The sequence below is a fragment of the Serratia sp. BW106 genome (assembly GCF_002607755.1).
GTDB lineage: Bacteria > Pseudomonadota > Gammaproteobacteria > Enterobacterales > Enterobacteriaceae > Serratia > Serratia proteamaculans.
This window is the reverse complement of the sequence record NZ_MCGS01000034.1, coordinates 80642-97402: the sequence shown is the minus strand read 5'-3', so window position 1 is coordinate 97402 and position 16761 is coordinate 80642. Positions and strand designations below refer to the sequence as shown.

The window sequence follows — 16761 nt, the reverse complement described above, 5'->3', positions numbered from 1 at the left end:
CTGATGACCTATCAGCTGAACTTTCCTGCCCTGTGGCCTTACCTGCCCGAATTGCTGGCCGGTCTGCTGACCACCATTGAGCTGACGGCGCTGGCCACCTTGATGGGGGTGGCGCTGGGTATTTGCGGTGCGGCGATCCGCAGCGGCAAGGCCAACTTGCTCAGCCGCGTTTGGGGTATTTACGTTGAGGTGGTGCGCAATACGCCGTTCGTGGTGCAACTGTTCTTCATCGTCTTCGGCCTGCCGAGTCTGGGCTGGAAACTGACCGCCGGGCAGGCGGCGCTGCTGGCGATGGTGATTAACCTGGGGGCCTACAGCACCGAGATCATCCGTGCCGGCATTCAGGTGACGCCGAAAGGCCAGTGGGAAGCCGGTAGGGTGTTGGGTCTCAGCCGCAGCCAGACATTTTTGCGCATCGTGTTGCCGCCGTCGCTGCAACGGATTTATCCGGCGTTGGTCAGCCAGTGCATTATCGTCATGCTGGGGTCATCGGTAGTGTCACAGGTGTCGTTCGAAGAGTTGACCTTCGCCGCCAACCTGATCCAGTCACGGACCTTCCTCAGTTTTGAGGTTTATCTGGTGACGGCGCTGTTTTACCTGCTGTTATCCATATTGATGCGCCAGCTGTTGCTGGCCGCCGGACGCCGTTTTCTAGGGAGCCAGGGCTGATGCTGACTTTTACCGACTGGGACATTGTGCGCAACCTGCTGTTGGCGGCACGCTGGACCTTGCTGCTGTCGCTGACGGCGTTTTTTGGCGGCACCCTGGTGACGTTGCCGCTGTTATTGCTGCGCCTGAGCAAGCGTAAGTGGGCGTTGCGGTTTGTCCGCTGTTATTCCGAGCTGTTTCAGGGCACGCCGCTGCTGATGCAGTTGTTCCTGGCCTTCTTTGGTCTGGCGCTGTTCGGCATTGATGTTAGCCCCTGGACCGCTGCCGCTTTGGCACTGACTTTGTTTACCAGCGCTTTTCTGGTGGATATCTGGTCCGGCAGTATTGCCGCGTTGCCGAAAGGCCAGTGGGAAGCGTCGCGCTGTCTGGGGCTGAGTTTTGGTCAGACCCTGGTGCGGGTGATTGTGCCGCAGGCGGTGCGTATCGCTATCGCCCCTACCGTCGGTTTTTCGGTGCAGGTGATCAAGGGCACCGCACTGGCGTCGATCATTGGTTTTATCGAACTGACCAAGGCCGGCACCATGCTGAACAATGTCACTTATCAACCGTTTAAAGTTTTCGGCCTGGTCGCGTTGGGCTATTTCCTGATGTGTTATCCGCTGTCGCGCTACAGTCATTATCTGGAGAAGAAATTCCATGCCGCTCATCACAATTAATCAGGTGCAGAAATATTACGGTCAGAACCATGTGCTGAAGGGCGTGGATTTGGATATCGATATGGGCGAGGTGATTTCGATCATCGGCCGCAGCGGCTCCGGCAAGAGCACCTTGTTACGCTGCATCAACGGGCTGGAAGGCTATCAGGAAGGCAGTATCAAGCTGGGTGGCATGACCGTCACCGATCGCGATTCACAGGCCCGTGAAATCAGCCGCTCCATTGGCATGGTATTCCAGAACTTCAATTTATTCCCGCACATGACCGCGCTGGAGAACGTGATGCTGGCGCCGCGTCGGGTGCTGAAGAAAAGCCCGGCCGAATGCCGTGAACTGGCGGAAGAGATGTTGAACAAGGTCGGGCTGGCTGAGCGCATGCATTATTCACCGGCTAACCTTTCCGGCGGACAGCAGCAGCGGGTGGCGATTGCCCGGGCGCTGGCGATGAACCCGAAAGTCTTGCTGTGTGACGAAATTACCTCGGCGTTGGATCCTGAGCTGGTGGGCGAAGTGCTCAAGGTGCTGGAGCAATTGGCCAAAGAGGGCATGACGCTGATCCTGGTGACCCATGAAATGAACTTTGCCCGCGAGGTCGGCGACCGGGTGGTGTTTATGCACCAGGGCAAGGTATGGGAGCAGGGCGACAGTCGCACGCTGTTCGCCAATCCGCAAACGCAGGAATTAAAACAGTTTATTGCATCGGTTCGCGGCCTGTCTGAGCACTGATGCCACCAAGTCTATTAAGTTATTAAGCTGGTAAGGAATCAACATGTTAGATATCACCCAATTCGATCAGATTAATCCACCTGCCCGCCTGCTGATGGGGCCGGGGCCGATCAACGCGGATCCGCGCGTGCTGCGCGCCATGTCGAGCCAGTTGATTGGTCAGTACGATCCGGCGATGACCGGTTACATGAATCAGGTGATGGAGCTGTATCGCGCGCTGTTCCGCACCGAAAACCGCTGGACGCTGCTGGTAGACGGCACTTCCCGCTCCGGTATCGAAGCGATGCTGGTCTCTTCAATCCGCCCTGGCGACAAGGTGCTGGTGCCGGTGTTTGGGCGTTTCGGTCATCTGCTGTGTGAGATAGCCCGCCGCTGCCGCGCCGAAGTGCACACCATAGAGGTGCCCTGGGGCGAGGTATTCACTGCCGACCAGATTGAAGACGCGATCAAGAAGGTACGCCCGCGCCTGCTGTTGACGGTGCAAGGCGACACCTCTACCACCATGCTGCAGCCGCTGGCGGAATTGGGGGATATCTGCCGTCGCCATGGCGTGCTGTTTTACACCGATGCCACCGCTTCGTTTGCCGGCAACCCGCTGGAAACCGATGCCTGGGGGCTGGATGCGGTCTCTGCCGGCCTGCAGAAATGTCTGGGTGGCCCGTCGGGCAGTTCGCCGGTCACTCTCAGCCCGCAGTTTGAAGAGATCGTTCGCCGCCGCAAATGCGTAGAGCAGGGCATTCGCACCCTCGACCACGCGGATGGTGACGACGAAATGATCTACTCCAACTACTTCGATCTCGGCATGATCATGGATTATTGGGGCCCGGAGCGTCTGAATCACCATACCGAAGCCACCAGCATGCTGTTTGCCGCACGCGAATGCGCCCGGGTGATCCTGGAAGAAGGGCTGGATAACACCATCGCCCGGCATAAATTGCACGGTGCGGCGATGCTGGCCGGCATTCAGGGCATGGGGCTGGAAGTGTTCGGCGATCTTGATAACCGCATGAATAACGTGCTCGGCGTGGTGATCCCGCAACAGGTGCACGGCGAGCAGGTCCGTCAGATGATGCTGAACGATTTCGCCATTGAGATCGGCACCTCGTTCGGCCCGCTGCAGGGCAAGATTTGGCGCATCGGCACCATGGGCTACAACGCGCGTAAAGACTGCGTGCTGCAGACCCTCACCGCGCTGGAAGCGGTGCTGAACCGGCTGGGTTTCGCCAGCAAACAGGGTGAAGCGCTGCAGGCGGCCTGGAATACCTACGACGACGGGAGTCGTTGATGGTGGCGCTGTTAACCGCCCAGGAGGCGGAGCAGGCTGCGGCTCGGGTGATGGCCCGCTGCGATGCGCTGGCGGCGATCAGCGCCACGCCGGGCCAGTTAACGCGGGTTTATCTGTCGGCGGAGCATCAACGCGCCAACCTGTTGGTCGGCGACTGGATGCGCACTATCGGCATGAAGGTCTGGCAGGATAGCGTCGGTAACCTCTGTGGCCGCTATGAAGGCCAAACGCCAGATGCGCCTGCGCTGCTGCTGGGTTCACATCTGGACACGGTGCGCAACGCCGGGCGCTATGACGGCATGCTCGGCGTATTGACCGCGCTGGAAGTGGTGGCGCATTTGCATCGACAGCAGCGGCGTTTGCCGGTGGCGGTTGAGGTGATTGGCTTTGCAGATGAAGAAGGCACGCGTTTTAGTATCGCGCTGCTGGGCAGCCGGGGCATTACCGGACAGTGGCCGGCGGATTGGCTGGAACGCACCGATGCTGATGGCATGAGCGTGGCACAGGCGTTACGTGAGTTTGGGCTGGATCCGGCGGCGGTTGGCGAAGCGCGACGCGCGCAAAGTGATATTTGCGGCTATCTGGAACTGCATATCGAGCAAGGGCCCTGCCTGGAGGCTGCCGATCTGGCTTTGGGTGTGGTGACGGCGATTAACGGCGCCCGTCGGCTTAACTGTACCTTTACCGGCCAGGCAGGCCATGCCGGTACCGTGCCGATGGGGCAACGTAAAGACGCGCTGGCGGCGGCGGCGGAATGGATGGTGGCGGTAGAGGCGATGACTTCAGCCAGCGATCGGCACCTGGTGGCTACCGTTGGCCGAATTGAAAGCCTGCCGGGGGCAGTCAATGTGATCCCCGGTGAAGTCAAACTGACCCTCGATGTACGCGGCCCGGAAGATGGTCCGCTGGCAGCGCTGTTGACGCAGTTGCTGGAACAGGCGCAGGCGATCTGTACCCGTCGGGGACTGCGTTTTGACAGTGAAGAGTTTTACCGCATAAATGCAACAGCTTGTGATGCAAATTTGCAACAGCGCTGGCAGCAGAGCGTGATGGCGGTACAGGGGCGCAGTATGGCGTTGCCGAGCGGCGCCGGACATGATGCGATTGCCGTAGCGGCCTGTTGGCCGGTGGGGATGCTGTTTGTCCGCTGCGATCGCGGCATTAGCCACCATCCGGCCGAAGCCGTCAGCCAGTCCGATGTGGCGCTGGCGATCCAGGCTTACTGCCAGACGGTTAGCGGTTGGGAGGAGGCCTGATGAGTCTGCAACGATTTAATCAATTGCCACAGGCGGAAGCGGAGCATTTACTGCGGCCCTGTGTGGATATTGCGGCCTGGATCGCGGCGGTGATAGTAGCGCGGCCCTTCAGCAGCATCGACGCCGCGCTGGCGGTGGCCTGGCAAGCGGCACTGCGCTGGCAGCCGGAAGAGATCAGCCAGGCATTGGTGCAGCACCCGCGTATTGGCGAACGTGCCAAGGGCCAGGGGCAAGAGGCGCAATTTTCACAGCGTGAGCAAGCGGCGGTCAACGCGCAGGATGCTGAGCTGACCGAAGCGCTGTGGGACGGGAATCGACGCTATGAACAGCAATTTGGTCAGGTATTTTTGATCCGTGCCGCCGGTCGCGATGGTCAGAGTATTTTACGTGAGTTACAACGGCGATTGAATAACAGTGCGGAGCAGGAACGGCAGGAAACCGCCGAACAACTGCGTGAAATCGTGATGCTGCGTTTTAAGGAGTTACTGAGCGATGAGTAATATCAGCACCCATATTCTGGACACCTCACTCGGTAAACCCGCTGCGGGCGTGCGGGTGTGGCTGGAGCAGCAACAGGACGGGCAGTGGCGAACCCTGGCAGAAAGCCATACCGATGCCGACGGCCGTGCGCGTGACCTAACCCCTGACAGCCTGCCTGCCGGGCATTACCGTCTGTCTGCCGATCTCGGCGCTTACTTTGCCGCTGACCGGCGTGCAACCTTGTATGCCACGGCAATTATCGATTTTGTCATCAATGATGCGGCGCAGCATTACCATTTACCGCTGCTCATCAGCCCGTATTCCTACTCAACCTACCGGGGCAGTTAAACGCCCTTAGCGGTTAACCCGCATTGACGAGGTACCTATGGCTCTGTCTCAGGATAAGGGCGCGGCTTCGTGCTGCCCGGAAGATGAAAAACTGCCGCTGGCAAAGACCTTCGCCTACGGCTTGCAGCATATTCTGACCATGTACGGCGGGATTATCGCACCGCCGCTGATCATCGGGTCGGCCGCAGGGTTAGGCGCGCCGCAGATTGGCATGCTGGTGACGGCAGCCCTGTTTGTCAGCGGGTTGGCGACGCTGTTGCAAACCCTTGGGGCACCCGGCTTCGGTTCGCGTCTGCCGCTGGTACAGGGCGTGTCCTTTGCCGGGGTGGCGACCATGGTGACGATTGTGACCGGCGATGGCGGGTTGCCGGCGGTGTTCGGTGCGGTGATTGCCGCCTCGCTGATTGGGTTGTTGATCGCGCCGTTCTTCTCACAAATTATCCGCTTCTTCCCGCCGGTGGTCACCGGTACCGTGGTGACGGTGATCGGGCTGTCGCTGATGCCGGTGGCGGTGCGCTGGGCCATGGGCGGCAACGCCAGGGCGGCAGACTGGGGATCCACCGGGAATATTGGCCTGGCGGCTTTCACGCTGGCGGTGATTTTGCTGCTGAACAAGGTCGGTTCTCCGGCGCTAAAACGGCTGTCGGTGTTGCTGGCGATGGCGGTCGGCTGCGTGGTCGCCGTGCTGGCGGGTAAAGTGAGCTTTGCCGCCGTAGGCAGCGGACCATGGCTGGCATTCCCCGAGCCTTTCGCCTACGGTTGGCCGACCTTCGAACTGAGCGCGATCCTCTCGATGCTGTTGATCGTGTTGGTGTTGCTGACGGAAACCACCGCCGGGTTGATGGCGGTTGGCGAGATCGTCGGTTCGCCGGTGAATGCGCGCCGTATCGCCAATGGCCTGCGCGCCGATATGCTGTCCAGCGCGCTGTCGCCAGTGTTCAACTCATTCCCACAAAGCTCGTTTGCCCAGAACATCGGATTGGTGGCGATCACCGGAGTGAAGAGCCGCTTTGTGGTCAGCGCCGGAGGGGCCATTTTGGTGCTGCTGGGGTTACTGCCGGTGCTGGGGCGACTGGTGGCCTGTATTCCGTTGCCGGTGTTGGGGGGCGCAGGTGTGGTGTTGTTCGGTTCGGTGGCTGCCAGCGGGATCCGCACCCTGGCAAAGGTGGATTACAAGGACAATATGAATCTGGTGGTGGTGGCGACGGCGATTGCCTTCGGCATGATCCCGATCGTGATGCCGACCTTCTACGATCAGTTCCCGAACTGGGTGCGCACCTTATTGCATTCCGGTATCAGCGCTTCCTGCCTGGTGGCGTTGCTGCTGAACCTGCTGTTTAACCCTATTGGTGCCAAAGAAGAAAACGCGGTGGAAGAGGAGCTTTCCTGAAACAACGGGCGCAGCGGACCGCGCCCGGAAGGATTAATCGTGGCGCAGGAAGCTGTCGGCATCACGCCAGGCCGGGAAGGCGCTGCGGTAACTTTGCAGGTTTTCCAGCGACAGTTCGGCGTCCAGCCGTGCGGCGGCACCGGGTTCTGCCTGGGCCAATGTTTCCCCCTGTGGGCTGAGGATCAGGCTGTCACCGCTGTAGTTCAGGCCGTTGCCGTCTTCGCCGACGCGGTTGCAGCCGGCCACGAACACCTGGTTCTCAATGGCGCGTGCTGCCAGCAGCGTTTGCCAGTGTTTGCTGCGCGGTGCCGGCCAGTTGGCGACGTACAGTGCCAGATCGTAATCCTGTTGATAGCGGGACCACACCGGGAAACGCAGGTCATAACAGATCTGCGGCAGGATTCGCCAACCGCGCCACTCGAAAATTTCACGCCGTTTGCCGGCCTGATAGTGCAGGTGCTCGCCGGCCATGCGGAACAGATGGCGTTTATCGTAGGCATGCACCCGGCCGTTCGGCTCGACCAGCAGGAAACGGTTAACCGCGCCCTCGGCAGTTTTCAGCGCTACGCTGCCGCCGACCAGGGCGTTACTTTTACTTGCCCAGCCGTGCAACCAGTCGACGACCTGCTGTTCCGGCAGTGCGCTTTCCCCGGCATCCATAGCAAAGCCGGTGGTAAACATCTCCGGCAGCACGATCAAGTCGCGGCCGCTTAACGGCGCCAGCAGCGCATCAAAATGACGCAGGTTGGCTTCGCCATCGCGCCAAACCAAAGGTTGCTGCAACAGGGTAATTTTTAAAGTCGACATAACCGCTCCGCAGCCGCATCCAGCGTGGCATCCTGTTTAGCGAAGCACAGCCGGATCAATTTATGAGGGAAAGGATCGGCACAGAAGACCGACAGCGGGATCGCCGCCACGCCAACGTGCTCGGTTAACCAATGGCAGAATGCCACGTCGTCCAAATCGGAAACGGCGCTGTAATCGGCCAGTAAGAAGTATGTACCCTCGCAGGGCAAAATTTCCAGTCGACTGTTGGACAGCGCCTGCACAAAACGATCGCGCTTGGCGCGATAAAATGCTGACAACTGCTGCCAGTGTTCCGGCTCGCTGCGCAGCATGTCCGCCAGCGCCAACTGGGCCGGGGTGTTGACCGAGAAGGTCAGGTACTGGTGCACCTTGCGCACCTCCGCACTCAGCGCGGCCGGAGCCACGCAGTAACCCACTTTCCAGCCGGTCATGTGGAAGGTTTTGCCGAAGGAAGACACGGCGATGGCGCGCTGACGCAACTGCGGGTGCGCCAATACGCTGGTGTGGCCGCCCTTGGCGAAACAAATGTGCTCGTAGACTTCATCGCTCAGCACGTAGATCTCGTGATCGCCAATGGCATGCCACAGTTGCTGCATATCTTCTGCCTGCCAGGCCGTGGCGGAAGGGTTGTGCGGCGTATTGAGGATCACCAGCCGGGTACGGGGTGACAGCAACTCAGCAAACTGTTGCCAGTCGACGCTGAACGCCGGGGGTTGCAGCGCAATACGTTTTAGCGTGCCGCCGGATAAGGTCACCGCCGGCGCATAGCTGTCGTAGCTGGGATCAAAGCAGATCACTTCATCGCCAGGGCGTACCAGCGCGCTGATAGCGGCGAATAGCGCCTCGGTGGCACCCGCGGTGACGGTGACTTCGTTAGTGGCGTCCGGCAGCCAGCCGTACAGGGCGGCGGTTTTCTCGGCGATGGCCTCACGCAGTGGGGCGACACCGGTCATCGGAGCATATTGGTTCGCGCCCTGGCTGACATGCCAGGCCAGACGTTCTTTCAGGTAGTCCGGGCCATCGAAATCGGGGAAGCCCTGCGACAGGTTGATCGCCTGATGCTGCGCCGCCAGCGCACTCATCTGGGTGAAAATGGTGGTGCCCAGCGCGGGCAGTTTACTTTCGGGAATCAATGCTGAAGTGCTCATAGCAGGCTAATACTCCTGGCGCTTATGTTGCCGTCAATATAACACGATGTTAGTATTTGGCAATCAAGACGCTTAGATGGCTAAATGAAGAAAAAATCTAACCATTAATCAAATCATTCTAAGCTTCACCTGCAGATGACCTTACAGACCGGGAAACGATAATGACCGAAAATCCGCAACTTACAGCGCTATTGTCTGCCTGTCACTGGATTGGTGAAAAGGGCTGGTGCCCGGCGACCGGTGGCAATATGTCGCTGCGTCTCGATGACCAGCATTGTCTGGTGACCGAATCCGGTAAGGATAAAGGCAGCCTGACCGAAAGTGACTTCCTGCTGGTAGAAACCGCCAGCAACCATGTGCCGAGCGGCCGCACGTCGTCGGCGGAAACCGGTCTGCATACCCTGATTTACCGGCTATATCCGCAGATTGGTGCGGTGCTGCATACGCATTCGGTGAATGCGACCGTGCTGTCGCGGGTTGAACGCAGCGATGGACTGGTGTTGCAGGGCTATGAGATGCAAAAATCCCTCGGCGGCCAGAGTTCGCATCTGGACAGCGTGGTGATCCCGATTTTCGATAACGACCAGGATATCCCGCGTTTAGCGGCGCGCGTGGCGGCCCATGCCGAAGTCACGCCGCTGCAGTACGGTTTGCTGGTGCGCGGCCACGGTTTGTATTGCTGGGGCCACCAGGTCGCGGAAGCACGTCGTCATCTTGAAGGGCTGGAATTCCTGTTCCAGTGCGAACTACAACGCCGTTTACTGGAGGCAAAATGATCCGCGCCATTGTTACCGACATTGAAGGCACGACCAGCGATATCCGTTTCGTCCATCAGGTGCTGTTCCCCTATGCACGCGAACGCCTGGCGACCTTTCTCCGTCAGCACGCTGGAGAGGCCGAAGTCGCCGCCCCGCTGGCCGCTTTGCGCCAGGAACTTGAGCAGCCGCAGGCGGATATCGAGCAACTGATTACCGCGTTGTACCGCTTTATGGATGAAGACCGTAAATCTACCGCGCTGAAGGCGCTGCAAGGCATCATCTGGCGCAGCGGCTACCAGAACGGCGATTTTCGCGGGCATTTGTACCCGGAGGTGGCTGAGCAACTGGCCGCCTGGCAATTGCAGGGGCTGAAGCTGTACGTCTATTCTTCCGGCTCGGTGGAGGCGCAGAAACTGCTGTTCGGCTACAGCGACGCCGGGGATTTACAGCCGCTGTTCAGCGGTTATTTCGATACCCACGTCGGTGCCAAGCGTGAAACCGCTTCGTACCGCAATATCGCCAGTGAAATCGGTATCGTCCCTGACCAGCTGTTATTCCTTTCCGACATTCATCAAGAGCTGGACGCCGCTCGTGCCGCAGGTTGGCATACCTGCCAACTGATCCGCGATGACGCCGATAACCAGAGTCAACATCCGCAGGTTAACCGTTTTGATCATATCGATTTAGGGGAGTTTGCCTCATGAGTGGATTGACTATTTTCAGTGATAAAGAGCCGCAGCAGCCACTGTGGCAGAGCCGCGACGCGCAGGCCATCCAGCAGCAACTGGCGCAAATTGGCGTTCGTTTTGAGCGCTGGCAGGCGGACCGTGAACTGGGTGAAAACCCGGAGCCGGCGACGGTGATTGCCGCCTATCAGCAGCAAATCGATCGGCTGGTGGCGGAGAAGGGCTACCAGAGTTGGGATGTGATCAGCATGCGTCCGGATAATGCCCAGCGTGAAGTGCTGCGCAGCAAGTTTTTATCCGAACACACGCACGGCGAAGATGAAGTACGTTTCTTTGTTGAAGGGGCCGGGCTGTTCTGCCTACATCTGGATGGCAAGATCTTCCAGATCCTGTGTGAGAAGAACGATCTGATCTCGGTGCCGGCTGATACCCGCCATTGGTTCGATATGGGTTCGGCACCGAATTTTACTGCGATCCGCGTGTTCGATAACCCGGAAGGCTGGGTAGCGCATTTCACCGGCGATAACATCGCCGATGCCTACCCGCGCCTAGACTGACCGCTACGATGCGGGTGTTAACCTAACGCCCGCTGGAAAATCCCTTCATTGACCTGCTGTGGCGTGATCACGCCGCTGTCGAACACCCAACCGCTAATCAACGCCGCGGGCGTCACGTCAAACGCCGGGTTATAAACCTGGGCATCGGCAGGGGCCCACTGGCAAGAGCCAAAACTGCCCGACACACCGGTCACTTCAGTTGCGGCGCGCTGCTCGATAGGGATTGCGGCGCCATTTGGACAGTGCGGATCGTGCGTAGTGTGCGGGGCCGCGACGTAGAACGGAATGCGGTGATAGTGTGCCAATACTGCCAGGCTATAAGTGCCAATCTTGTTGGCGACGTCACCATTGGCGGCGATGCGGTCTGCACCCACCCACACCGCATCCACCTGGCCTTGCGCCATCAGGCTGGCTGCCATGGAGTCACAAATCAGCCGATAGGGGATGCCCAGCTCACCCAGTTCCCAGGCGGTCAATCGGCCACCTTGCAGCAACGGGCGGGTTTCATCGACCCACACCTGTTGCACCTTGCCCTGCTGATGAGCGCGCAACAGCACGCCGATAGCGGTACCAATGCCGGCGGTTGCCAGACCCCCGGTATTGCAGTGGGTCAGCAGGCGGCTGCCGGGTTTCACCAGCTCGGCGCCGTGATCGGCAATGCGATCGCACAATTGACGATCTTCTTCCACCAGGCGTAGCGCTTCTTCCACCATTGCCGGCACCCAGTGCGGTTGTGCCAGTGCCAGCTTCATGCGGTCCAGGTTGTTCATCAGGTTGACCGCCGTCGGTCGTGAGGCGCGCAGGGTGATCAGCGCCTGCTCCAGTTCCTCACGCGGTAAGCCGCGTTCCGCCAGCAGAGCCAATAACAGGCTGGCAGACAGGCCGATCAGCGGCGCACCCCGCACCCGCAAGGTGAGAATATGATCAACCAGCTGTTCCACGCTGTCGCAGGTCCGCCACTGTTTTTCCTGCGGCAAAGCCTGCTGGTCGAGGATCCAAAGTCGGTTGTCACTCAGGGTCAAACTGGTGGTGTTAAGCGCTTGCATCGGCGGTTAATTCCTTGTTGCGTAGTTATTGCATCTGGAAAGCTATTCTGCCAACATGACTTCCGGATGTATAGACGTCCAAATGCTTTTACGTCTAAAAAAATATAATCGCTGGGTCAGTGAGAAAGTTCAGAGGGGTTGGGAATGTCGCATTATCGTACGTTTACTGCTGCTGATGCCGTTGAGTATGCCCGTCAATATGGGCAGTTAGCCGATCCCCAGGCGTTGGTGAGCGCTGACGAGATTGGTGACGGTAATCTGAACCTGGTGTTCAAGATCCGCGATCGTGATGGTGTGAGCCGGGTGATAGTCAAACAGGCGCTGCCGTATGTTCGATGCGTGGGCGAATCCTGGCCGTTAACCCTGGATCGCGCACGTATTGAAGCGGAAACCCTGTTGATCCATGGCGGTTTTTGTCCAAGGCATACGGTAAAGGTGTTGTATCACGATCCTGAACTGGCGGTGATGGTGCAGGAAGATCTTTCTGATCACCATATCTGGCGCAGTGAGTTACTCAAGGGGCACTATTACCCGTTGGCTGCCGGGCAACTGGCGGAGTATTTGGCGCAAACCCTGTTCCATACTTCTGACTTTTATCAGACCGCGCAGGAGAAAAAAGCGGAGGTTAGTCGCTTTAGTAACCCCGAACTGTGCCAGATCACCGAAGATCTGTTCTTTACCGATCCCTATATTGACCATGAGCGTAATCAGTTTGATCCGGTGCTGTTGCCGCAGGTCCTTGAGCTGCGTGACGATGCGGCACTGAGGCTGGCGGTCGCCGGATTGAAGCATCGTTTCCTGAGCAAGGCGGAAGCGCTGTTGCACGGTGATATCCACAGCGGCTCGGTTTTTGTCGCGGAAGGCAAGCTGAAGGCGATAGACGCCGAGTTTGGTTTCTATGGCCCGATCGGTTTCGACGTCGGTAGCGTATTGGGCAATTTGTTACTGAACTATTGCGGTCTGCCAGGGCTTTTGGGGCCGCGTGACGCCGCTGCCGGGCGCGAGCAGCGCTTGCAGGATGTTCGCGAACTCTGGCTGATTTTTGCCGATCGTTTCCTGGCATTGTGTCACCAACAGACACGAGAACTGGCGCTGGCAGTTCCGGGCTACGCCGAACAGTTTCTGCAACAGGTGTGGACCGATGCGGTTGGTTACTGTGGTAGTGAGTTGATCCGTCGCACCATAGGTCTGGCGCACGTTGCCGATCTGGACAGCATCAGCGATGACGATATGCGTGCCGAATGCCAGCGCAGTGCGTTGAGTCTGGGCCGCGCGCTGATCGTCAACGCGTCGCAAATCGAACATATCGACGCGTTGTTGGCGCGCATCCGCCAGAACGGCTAAGCCTCCTGGATGTGGTGAAAAGGGTGCTCATGGATCCGTCGCTAACAACCAACAGGCGGGGGCAAGCCCCGCCGTTGGGTTGCCTTACCCTTCGGGTTCGTAAGCCAAAATGGCGGCAACCTCCGTGTCTCCCAGTGTGATGCGCAGTTCACATAGCGAACCGCGAGTGATCCACATCAGCGCGATCAGCGTGATGCAGATAATCATCAGCCTCAGAACGACCCGTTCCTGCTGCATTTTTGACCTCCTTATCCTTGCCTTGCGGCGGGGAAGAGGCTAACCTGACGTTGTTGGACGTTCAGAGTGGCCTCGGGTTGATTACATCGACTCGGGGCCTTTCTCTTTCTATCCGTTAGCAAGGCTCCGGACAGAAAGATCCAGAGCACCCATCCGCAGTCTATCCGATAATCCCCAGGGTTAAATTAGCCGTTCTGGTAAGGTGCGGAGCACCGCGCAGTTTTGAACGGAATGCCGGTGAAAGGGGGCGATGATGCAAATCCGTAAGTCTGGCAGGGGGAAGGGTGCTCATGGATCCGTCGCTAACAACCAACAGGCGGGGCAAGCCCCGCCGTTGGGTTGCCTTACCCTTCGGTTTCGTAAGCCAAAATGGCGGCAACCTCCGTGTCTCCCAGTGTGATGCGCAGTTCACATAGCGAACCGCGAGTGATCCACATCAGCGCTATCAGCGTGATGCAGATAATCATCAGCCTCAGAACGACCCGTTCCTGCTGCATTTTTGACCTCCTTATCCTTGCCTTGCGGCGGGTAAGAGGCTAACCTGATGTTGTTTGGACATACAGAGTGGCCTCGGGTTGATAATATCGACTCGGGGCCTTTCTCTTTCTATCCGTTACCAAGGCTCCGGACAGAAAGATCCAGAGCACCCATCCGCAGTCTATCCGATTATCCCCAGGGTTAAATTAGCCGTTCTGATAACGTTGCGAAGCTCTGCGCATTTATGGGGATAAATAGAAAAGGGGCGATGATTATCGCCCCTGGGTAAGTCAGTTTATTGCAGTTACGCGGCTTCGGTGTGTTTCTGGCGCTTATCCTGCTTGAGCAACTTTTCCGGCTTACTGGCCGCCAGCGCATCCGGCTCAAAGTCATCCACGTTGATGGAACGCAAACGGCTCTCTTCGGCTTTCACCAGGATCTTCGCTTCGTCGGCGTTAATCTTGCCTTCTTCCAGCGCACGCTGCGCCAGACGATCCAGTCGGGTGAACGGCAGGTTCTTACCGGCCGCCTTGCACAGACGATCGTGGATCGGCTCGGCGGCGATCACGTCAACCAATGCGGCTTCCAGCAGGCCGACCGGGTTATGCTCACTTGGCGTCAGATACTGACCACGACCCAGACGGCTACGGGTGGCGGACGGTTGTTGGATAATCTTGGCCAACTGGTGATCCAGACGGTCAGACGGTGCAGTATGCACGCGGCCTAACGGGAAGATAACCAGACGCATCACGCCGGCGATAAAGCGGTTCGGGAAGTTGCGCAGCAGATCGTCCAGCGCCTGTTCTGCCTGATGCAGACTGTCCTGTACGGCCCAATGTACCAGCGGCAAATCTTCTTTCTGACGGCCTTCATCTTCAAAGCGTTTCAGCGAAGCGGAAGCCAGGTACATTTGGCTGAGGATATCTCCCAGACGGGCGGAAATACGCTCACGGCGCTTCAGGCTGCCGCCCAGTACGCCCATGGAAACGTCCGACAGCAGCGCCAGGTTAGCGCTCAGGCGGTTCAACTGCTGGTAGTAACGACGAGTTGCATCTTTGGTCGGTGTACTGCTGGTGCGGCCGTTGGTCAGACCCAGCCAGAAGCTGCGTACCTTGTTGCTGCCCACGTGGCCCAGATGGCCGAACAGCAATTTGTCATAGGCGTTCAGGTCGTTATTCTGCGCTGCCGCCATTTCGTCCAGCACATAAGGATGGCAACGGATCGCACCCTGACCGAAGATCATCATGGTACGGGTCAGGATGTTGGCGCCTTCTACCGTGATAGCGATAGGCGCGCCCTGATAGGCACGGGCCAGGAAGTTGGATTTACCCAGCATGATGCCTTTACCGCCGGCGATATCCATTGCATCAATGATTGCCTGCTGGCCGCGGTGGGTACAGTGGTATTTAACGATGGCCGACAGCACGGCCGGTTTCTCGCCCAGCATCAGACCACTGGTGATAAGCGTAGCCGCTGCATCCATCACATAAGTGTTACCGGCGATACGCGCCAGCGGTTCTTCAATACCTTCCATCTTGCCGATCGACAGCTTGAACTGACGGCGGATATGGGCGTATGCGCCTATTCCCAGCGCCATGGACTTCACGCTACCGGTAGAGTTGGAAGGCAGGGTGATACCGCGACCTACCGACAGGCACTCAACCAGCATACGCCAGCCCTGACCGGCCATTTTTGGCCCGCCGATGATGTAATCAATCGGGACGAACACGTCATTGCCGCGAGTCGGACCGTTCTGGAACGGCACGTTCAGCGGGAAGTGACGGTTGCCGATTTCAACACCCGGCGTGCTGGTTGGGATCAGCGCACAGGTGATGCCCGGTGATTCATTGGTGCTCAGCAGGTGGTTCGGGTCATACAGTTTGAACGCCAGGCCCAGCACGGTCGCCACCGGTGCCAATGTGATATAGCGTTTGTTCCAGGTCAGGCGCATGCCCAGAACCTGTTCGCCTTGCCACTCGCCCATGCAGACGGTGCCGACGTCCGGAATGGCACCGGCATCGGAACCCGCTTCCGGGCTGGTCAGGGCGAAACAAGGGATCTCGTCGCCGCGCGCCAGGCCTGGCAGGTAATGGTTTTTCTGTTCGTCAGTACCGTAATGTTGCAGCAGTTCGCCCGGACCGAGGGAGTTCGGCACGCCGACGGTGATGGCCAGAATGCCGGAAACACCGGACAGTTTTTGCAGTACGCGTGCCTGAGCATAAGGAGAGAAGTCCAGGCCGCCGTATTCTTTCTTGATGATCATCGCGAAGAAGCGGTGTTCTTTCAGGTATGCCCAAAGTTCCGGAGGCAAATCGGCCAGTTCATGGGTGATCTGGAAGTCGTTGGCCATGCGGCAGGCTTCTTCCACCGGACCGTCGATAAACGCCTGTTCTTCGGCGGTCAACTGCGGTTTCGGGTAGTTATGCAGCTTGTTCCAGTCCGGCGTACCGCGGAACAGATCGCCCTCCCACCAGGTGGTCCCGGCTTCGATCGCTTCCTTTTCGGTGGTGGACATTGGCGGCATCACCTTGCGGAACGCGCGCAGCGCCGGTGCAGACAGCAACGAACGGCGCAGTGACGTGACGTTCAGTGGCAGCAGAATAATCGCCAGCGGCAGCAGCATCCAGAAGGTCCACAGACCGATGGCGCCCATGGCGGCGGTGTATGCCAGAAGAATAAGGCTACTGAGGGTGAGGTTCACTCGGTGATAAAACACCACACCAATGAGTGCCAGTAAAACAACAATACTAAGAACCATCATAAGAAGCTCCGAAGTGGCAAGAGGTCTGACCTGTTGTGTGTATGTAATAGGTTTTAGTACAACCCCATATTTTTATCAATGCATTTACAGTTTAATTACAACTTAAGTCACAAACTGACCGCATCAATCATC

At 58.4% G+C, this 16761-nt stretch carries 18 protein-coding genes; 12 read left to right on the top strand and 6 right to left on the bottom strand.

Annotated elements, in window-relative coordinates:
- The first annotated feature begins 3 nt into the window (after positions 1-3).
- The 8 genes from BEI65_RS20885 to BEI65_RS20850 are packed head-to-tail and all read left to right on the top strand — an operon-like array spanning position 4 to position 6808.
- A complete protein-coding gene (locus BEI65_RS20885) occupies positions 4-669 on the top strand; it encodes an amino acid ABC transporter permease (RefSeq protein WP_099064942.1) in 666 nt (221 codons plus the stop codon).
- Positions 669-1325 (top strand): amino acid ABC transporter permease, encoded by a 657-nt coding sequence (locus BEI65_RS20880; RefSeq protein WP_085115321.1) that lies wholly within the window; start codon positions 669-671, stop codon positions 1323-1325. Before BEI65_RS20885 ends, BEI65_RS20880 begins: the two co-directional genes overlap by 1 nt.
- Positions 1306-2049, top strand: coding sequence for an amino acid ABC transporter ATP-binding protein (locus BEI65_RS20875; protein WP_099064941.1), 744 nt, complete (start codon positions 1306-1308; stop codon positions 2047-2049). The genes BEI65_RS20880 and BEI65_RS20875 overlap by 20 nt, the downstream gene beginning before the upstream one ends.
- A 43-nt stretch (positions 2050-2092) precedes the next feature.
- Positions 2093-3334, top strand: a complete 1242-nt coding sequence (locus BEI65_RS20870) for an alanine--glyoxylate aminotransferase family protein (RefSeq protein WP_099064940.1) — start codon at positions 2093-2095, stop codon at positions 3332-3334.
- Complete coding sequence (hpxK, locus tag BEI65_RS20865) at positions 3334-4590, top strand: allantoate amidohydrolase (protein WP_099064939.1); 1257 nt, start codon at positions 3334-3336, stop codon at positions 4588-4590. The genes BEI65_RS20870 and hpxK overlap by 1 nt, the downstream gene beginning before the upstream one ends.
- Positions 4590-5090 carry a 2-oxo-4-hydroxy-4-carboxy-5-ureidoimidazoline decarboxylase gene (gene uraD / locus BEI65_RS20860; protein WP_099064938.1) on the top strand — a complete coding sequence of 167 codons (501 nt, stop codon included), beginning with the start codon at positions 4590-4592 and terminating at the stop codon, positions 5088-5090. The genes hpxK and uraD overlap by 1 nt, the downstream gene beginning before the upstream one ends.
- A complete protein-coding gene (uraH, locus tag BEI65_RS20855) occupies positions 5083-5418 on the top strand; it encodes a hydroxyisourate hydrolase (protein WP_099064937.1) in 336 nt (111 codons plus the stop codon). Before uraD ends, uraH begins: the two co-directional genes overlap by 8 nt.
- 37 nt (positions 5419-5455) lie before the next feature.
- Positions 5456-6808: a nucleobase:cation symporter-2 family protein gene (locus BEI65_RS20850; protein WP_099064936.1), complete on the top strand. Its 1353-nt coding sequence runs from the start codon at positions 5456-5458 to the stop codon at positions 6806-6808.
- 33 nt (positions 6809-6841) lie between these two features.
- Here the strand turns inward: BEI65_RS20850 and BEI65_RS20845 are convergent, their stop codons facing one another.
- Positions 6842-7615: an amidohydrolase gene (locus BEI65_RS20845; protein ID WP_099064935.1), complete on the bottom strand. Its 774-nt coding sequence runs from the start codon at positions 7613-7615 to the stop codon at positions 6842-6844.
- Positions 7603-8763: a pyridoxal phosphate-dependent aminotransferase gene (locus BEI65_RS20840; RefSeq protein WP_085115329.1), complete on the bottom strand. Its 1161-nt coding sequence runs from the start codon at positions 8761-8763 to the stop codon at positions 7603-7605. Before BEI65_RS20840 ends, BEI65_RS20845 begins: the two co-directional genes overlap by 13 nt.
- Positions 8764-8924: 161 nt before the next feature.
- Between BEI65_RS20840 and BEI65_RS20835 the strand changes: the two genes are divergently transcribed.
- From BEI65_RS20835 to BEI65_RS20825, 3 genes are read left to right on the top strand one after another with little or no spacing between them, the layout of a single operon-like run.
- Positions 8925-9539 (top strand): methylthioribulose 1-phosphate dehydratase, encoded by a 615-nt coding sequence (locus BEI65_RS20835; protein WP_099064934.1) that lies wholly within the window; start codon positions 8925-8927, stop codon positions 9537-9539.
- Positions 9536-10225, top strand: a complete 690-nt coding sequence (gene mtnC, locus BEI65_RS20830; RefSeq protein WP_099064933.1) for an acireductone synthase — start codon at positions 9536-9538, stop codon at positions 10223-10225. The genes BEI65_RS20835 and mtnC overlap by 4 nt, the downstream gene beginning before the upstream one ends.
- Positions 10222-10764 (top strand): acireductone dioxygenase, encoded by a 543-nt coding sequence (locus BEI65_RS20825; protein ID WP_099064932.1) that lies wholly within the window; start codon positions 10222-10224, stop codon positions 10762-10764. Before mtnC ends, BEI65_RS20825 begins: the two co-directional genes overlap by 4 nt.
- Positions 10765-10781: 17 nt before the next feature.
- On the opposite strand, the gene mtnA is transcribed toward BEI65_RS20825, so the two are convergent.
- Complete coding sequence (mtnA, locus tag BEI65_RS20820; RefSeq protein ID WP_099064931.1) at positions 10782-11810, bottom strand: S-methyl-5-thioribose-1-phosphate isomerase; 1029 nt, start codon at positions 11808-11810, stop codon at positions 10782-10784.
- A gap of 144 nt (positions 11811-11954) precedes the next feature.
- On the opposite strand from mtnA, the gene mtnK reads away from it, so the two are divergent.
- Entirely contained in the window at positions 11955-13154 is a 1200-nt protein-coding gene (mtnK, locus tag BEI65_RS20815; RefSeq protein WP_099064930.1) for an S-methyl-5-thioribose kinase, read from the top strand.
- A gap of 84 nt (positions 13155-13238) precedes the next feature.
- Here mtnK and BEI65_RS20810 read toward each other — a convergent pair whose 3' ends face one another.
- The 3 genes from BEI65_RS20810 to fadE all read right to left on the bottom strand — a co-directional run bounded on the left by BEI65_RS20810 (position 13239) and on the right by fadE (position 16629).
- A complete protein-coding gene (locus BEI65_RS20810; RefSeq protein WP_085115335.1) occupies positions 13239-13391 on the bottom strand; it encodes a Hok/Gef family protein in 153 nt (50 codons plus the stop codon).
- A gap of 344 nt (positions 13392-13735) precedes the next feature.
- On the bottom strand, positions 13736-13888 hold the full coding sequence (locus BEI65_RS20805) for a Hok/Gef family protein (protein ID WP_012005392.1): 153 nt from the start codon (positions 13886-13888) through the stop codon (positions 13736-13738).
- 284 nt (positions 13889-14172) lie between these two features.
- Entirely contained in the window at positions 14173-16629 is a 2457-nt protein-coding gene (fadE, locus tag BEI65_RS20800) for an acyl-CoA dehydrogenase FadE (RefSeq protein WP_099064929.1), read from the bottom strand.
- Positions 16630-16761: the final 132 nt, after the last annotated feature.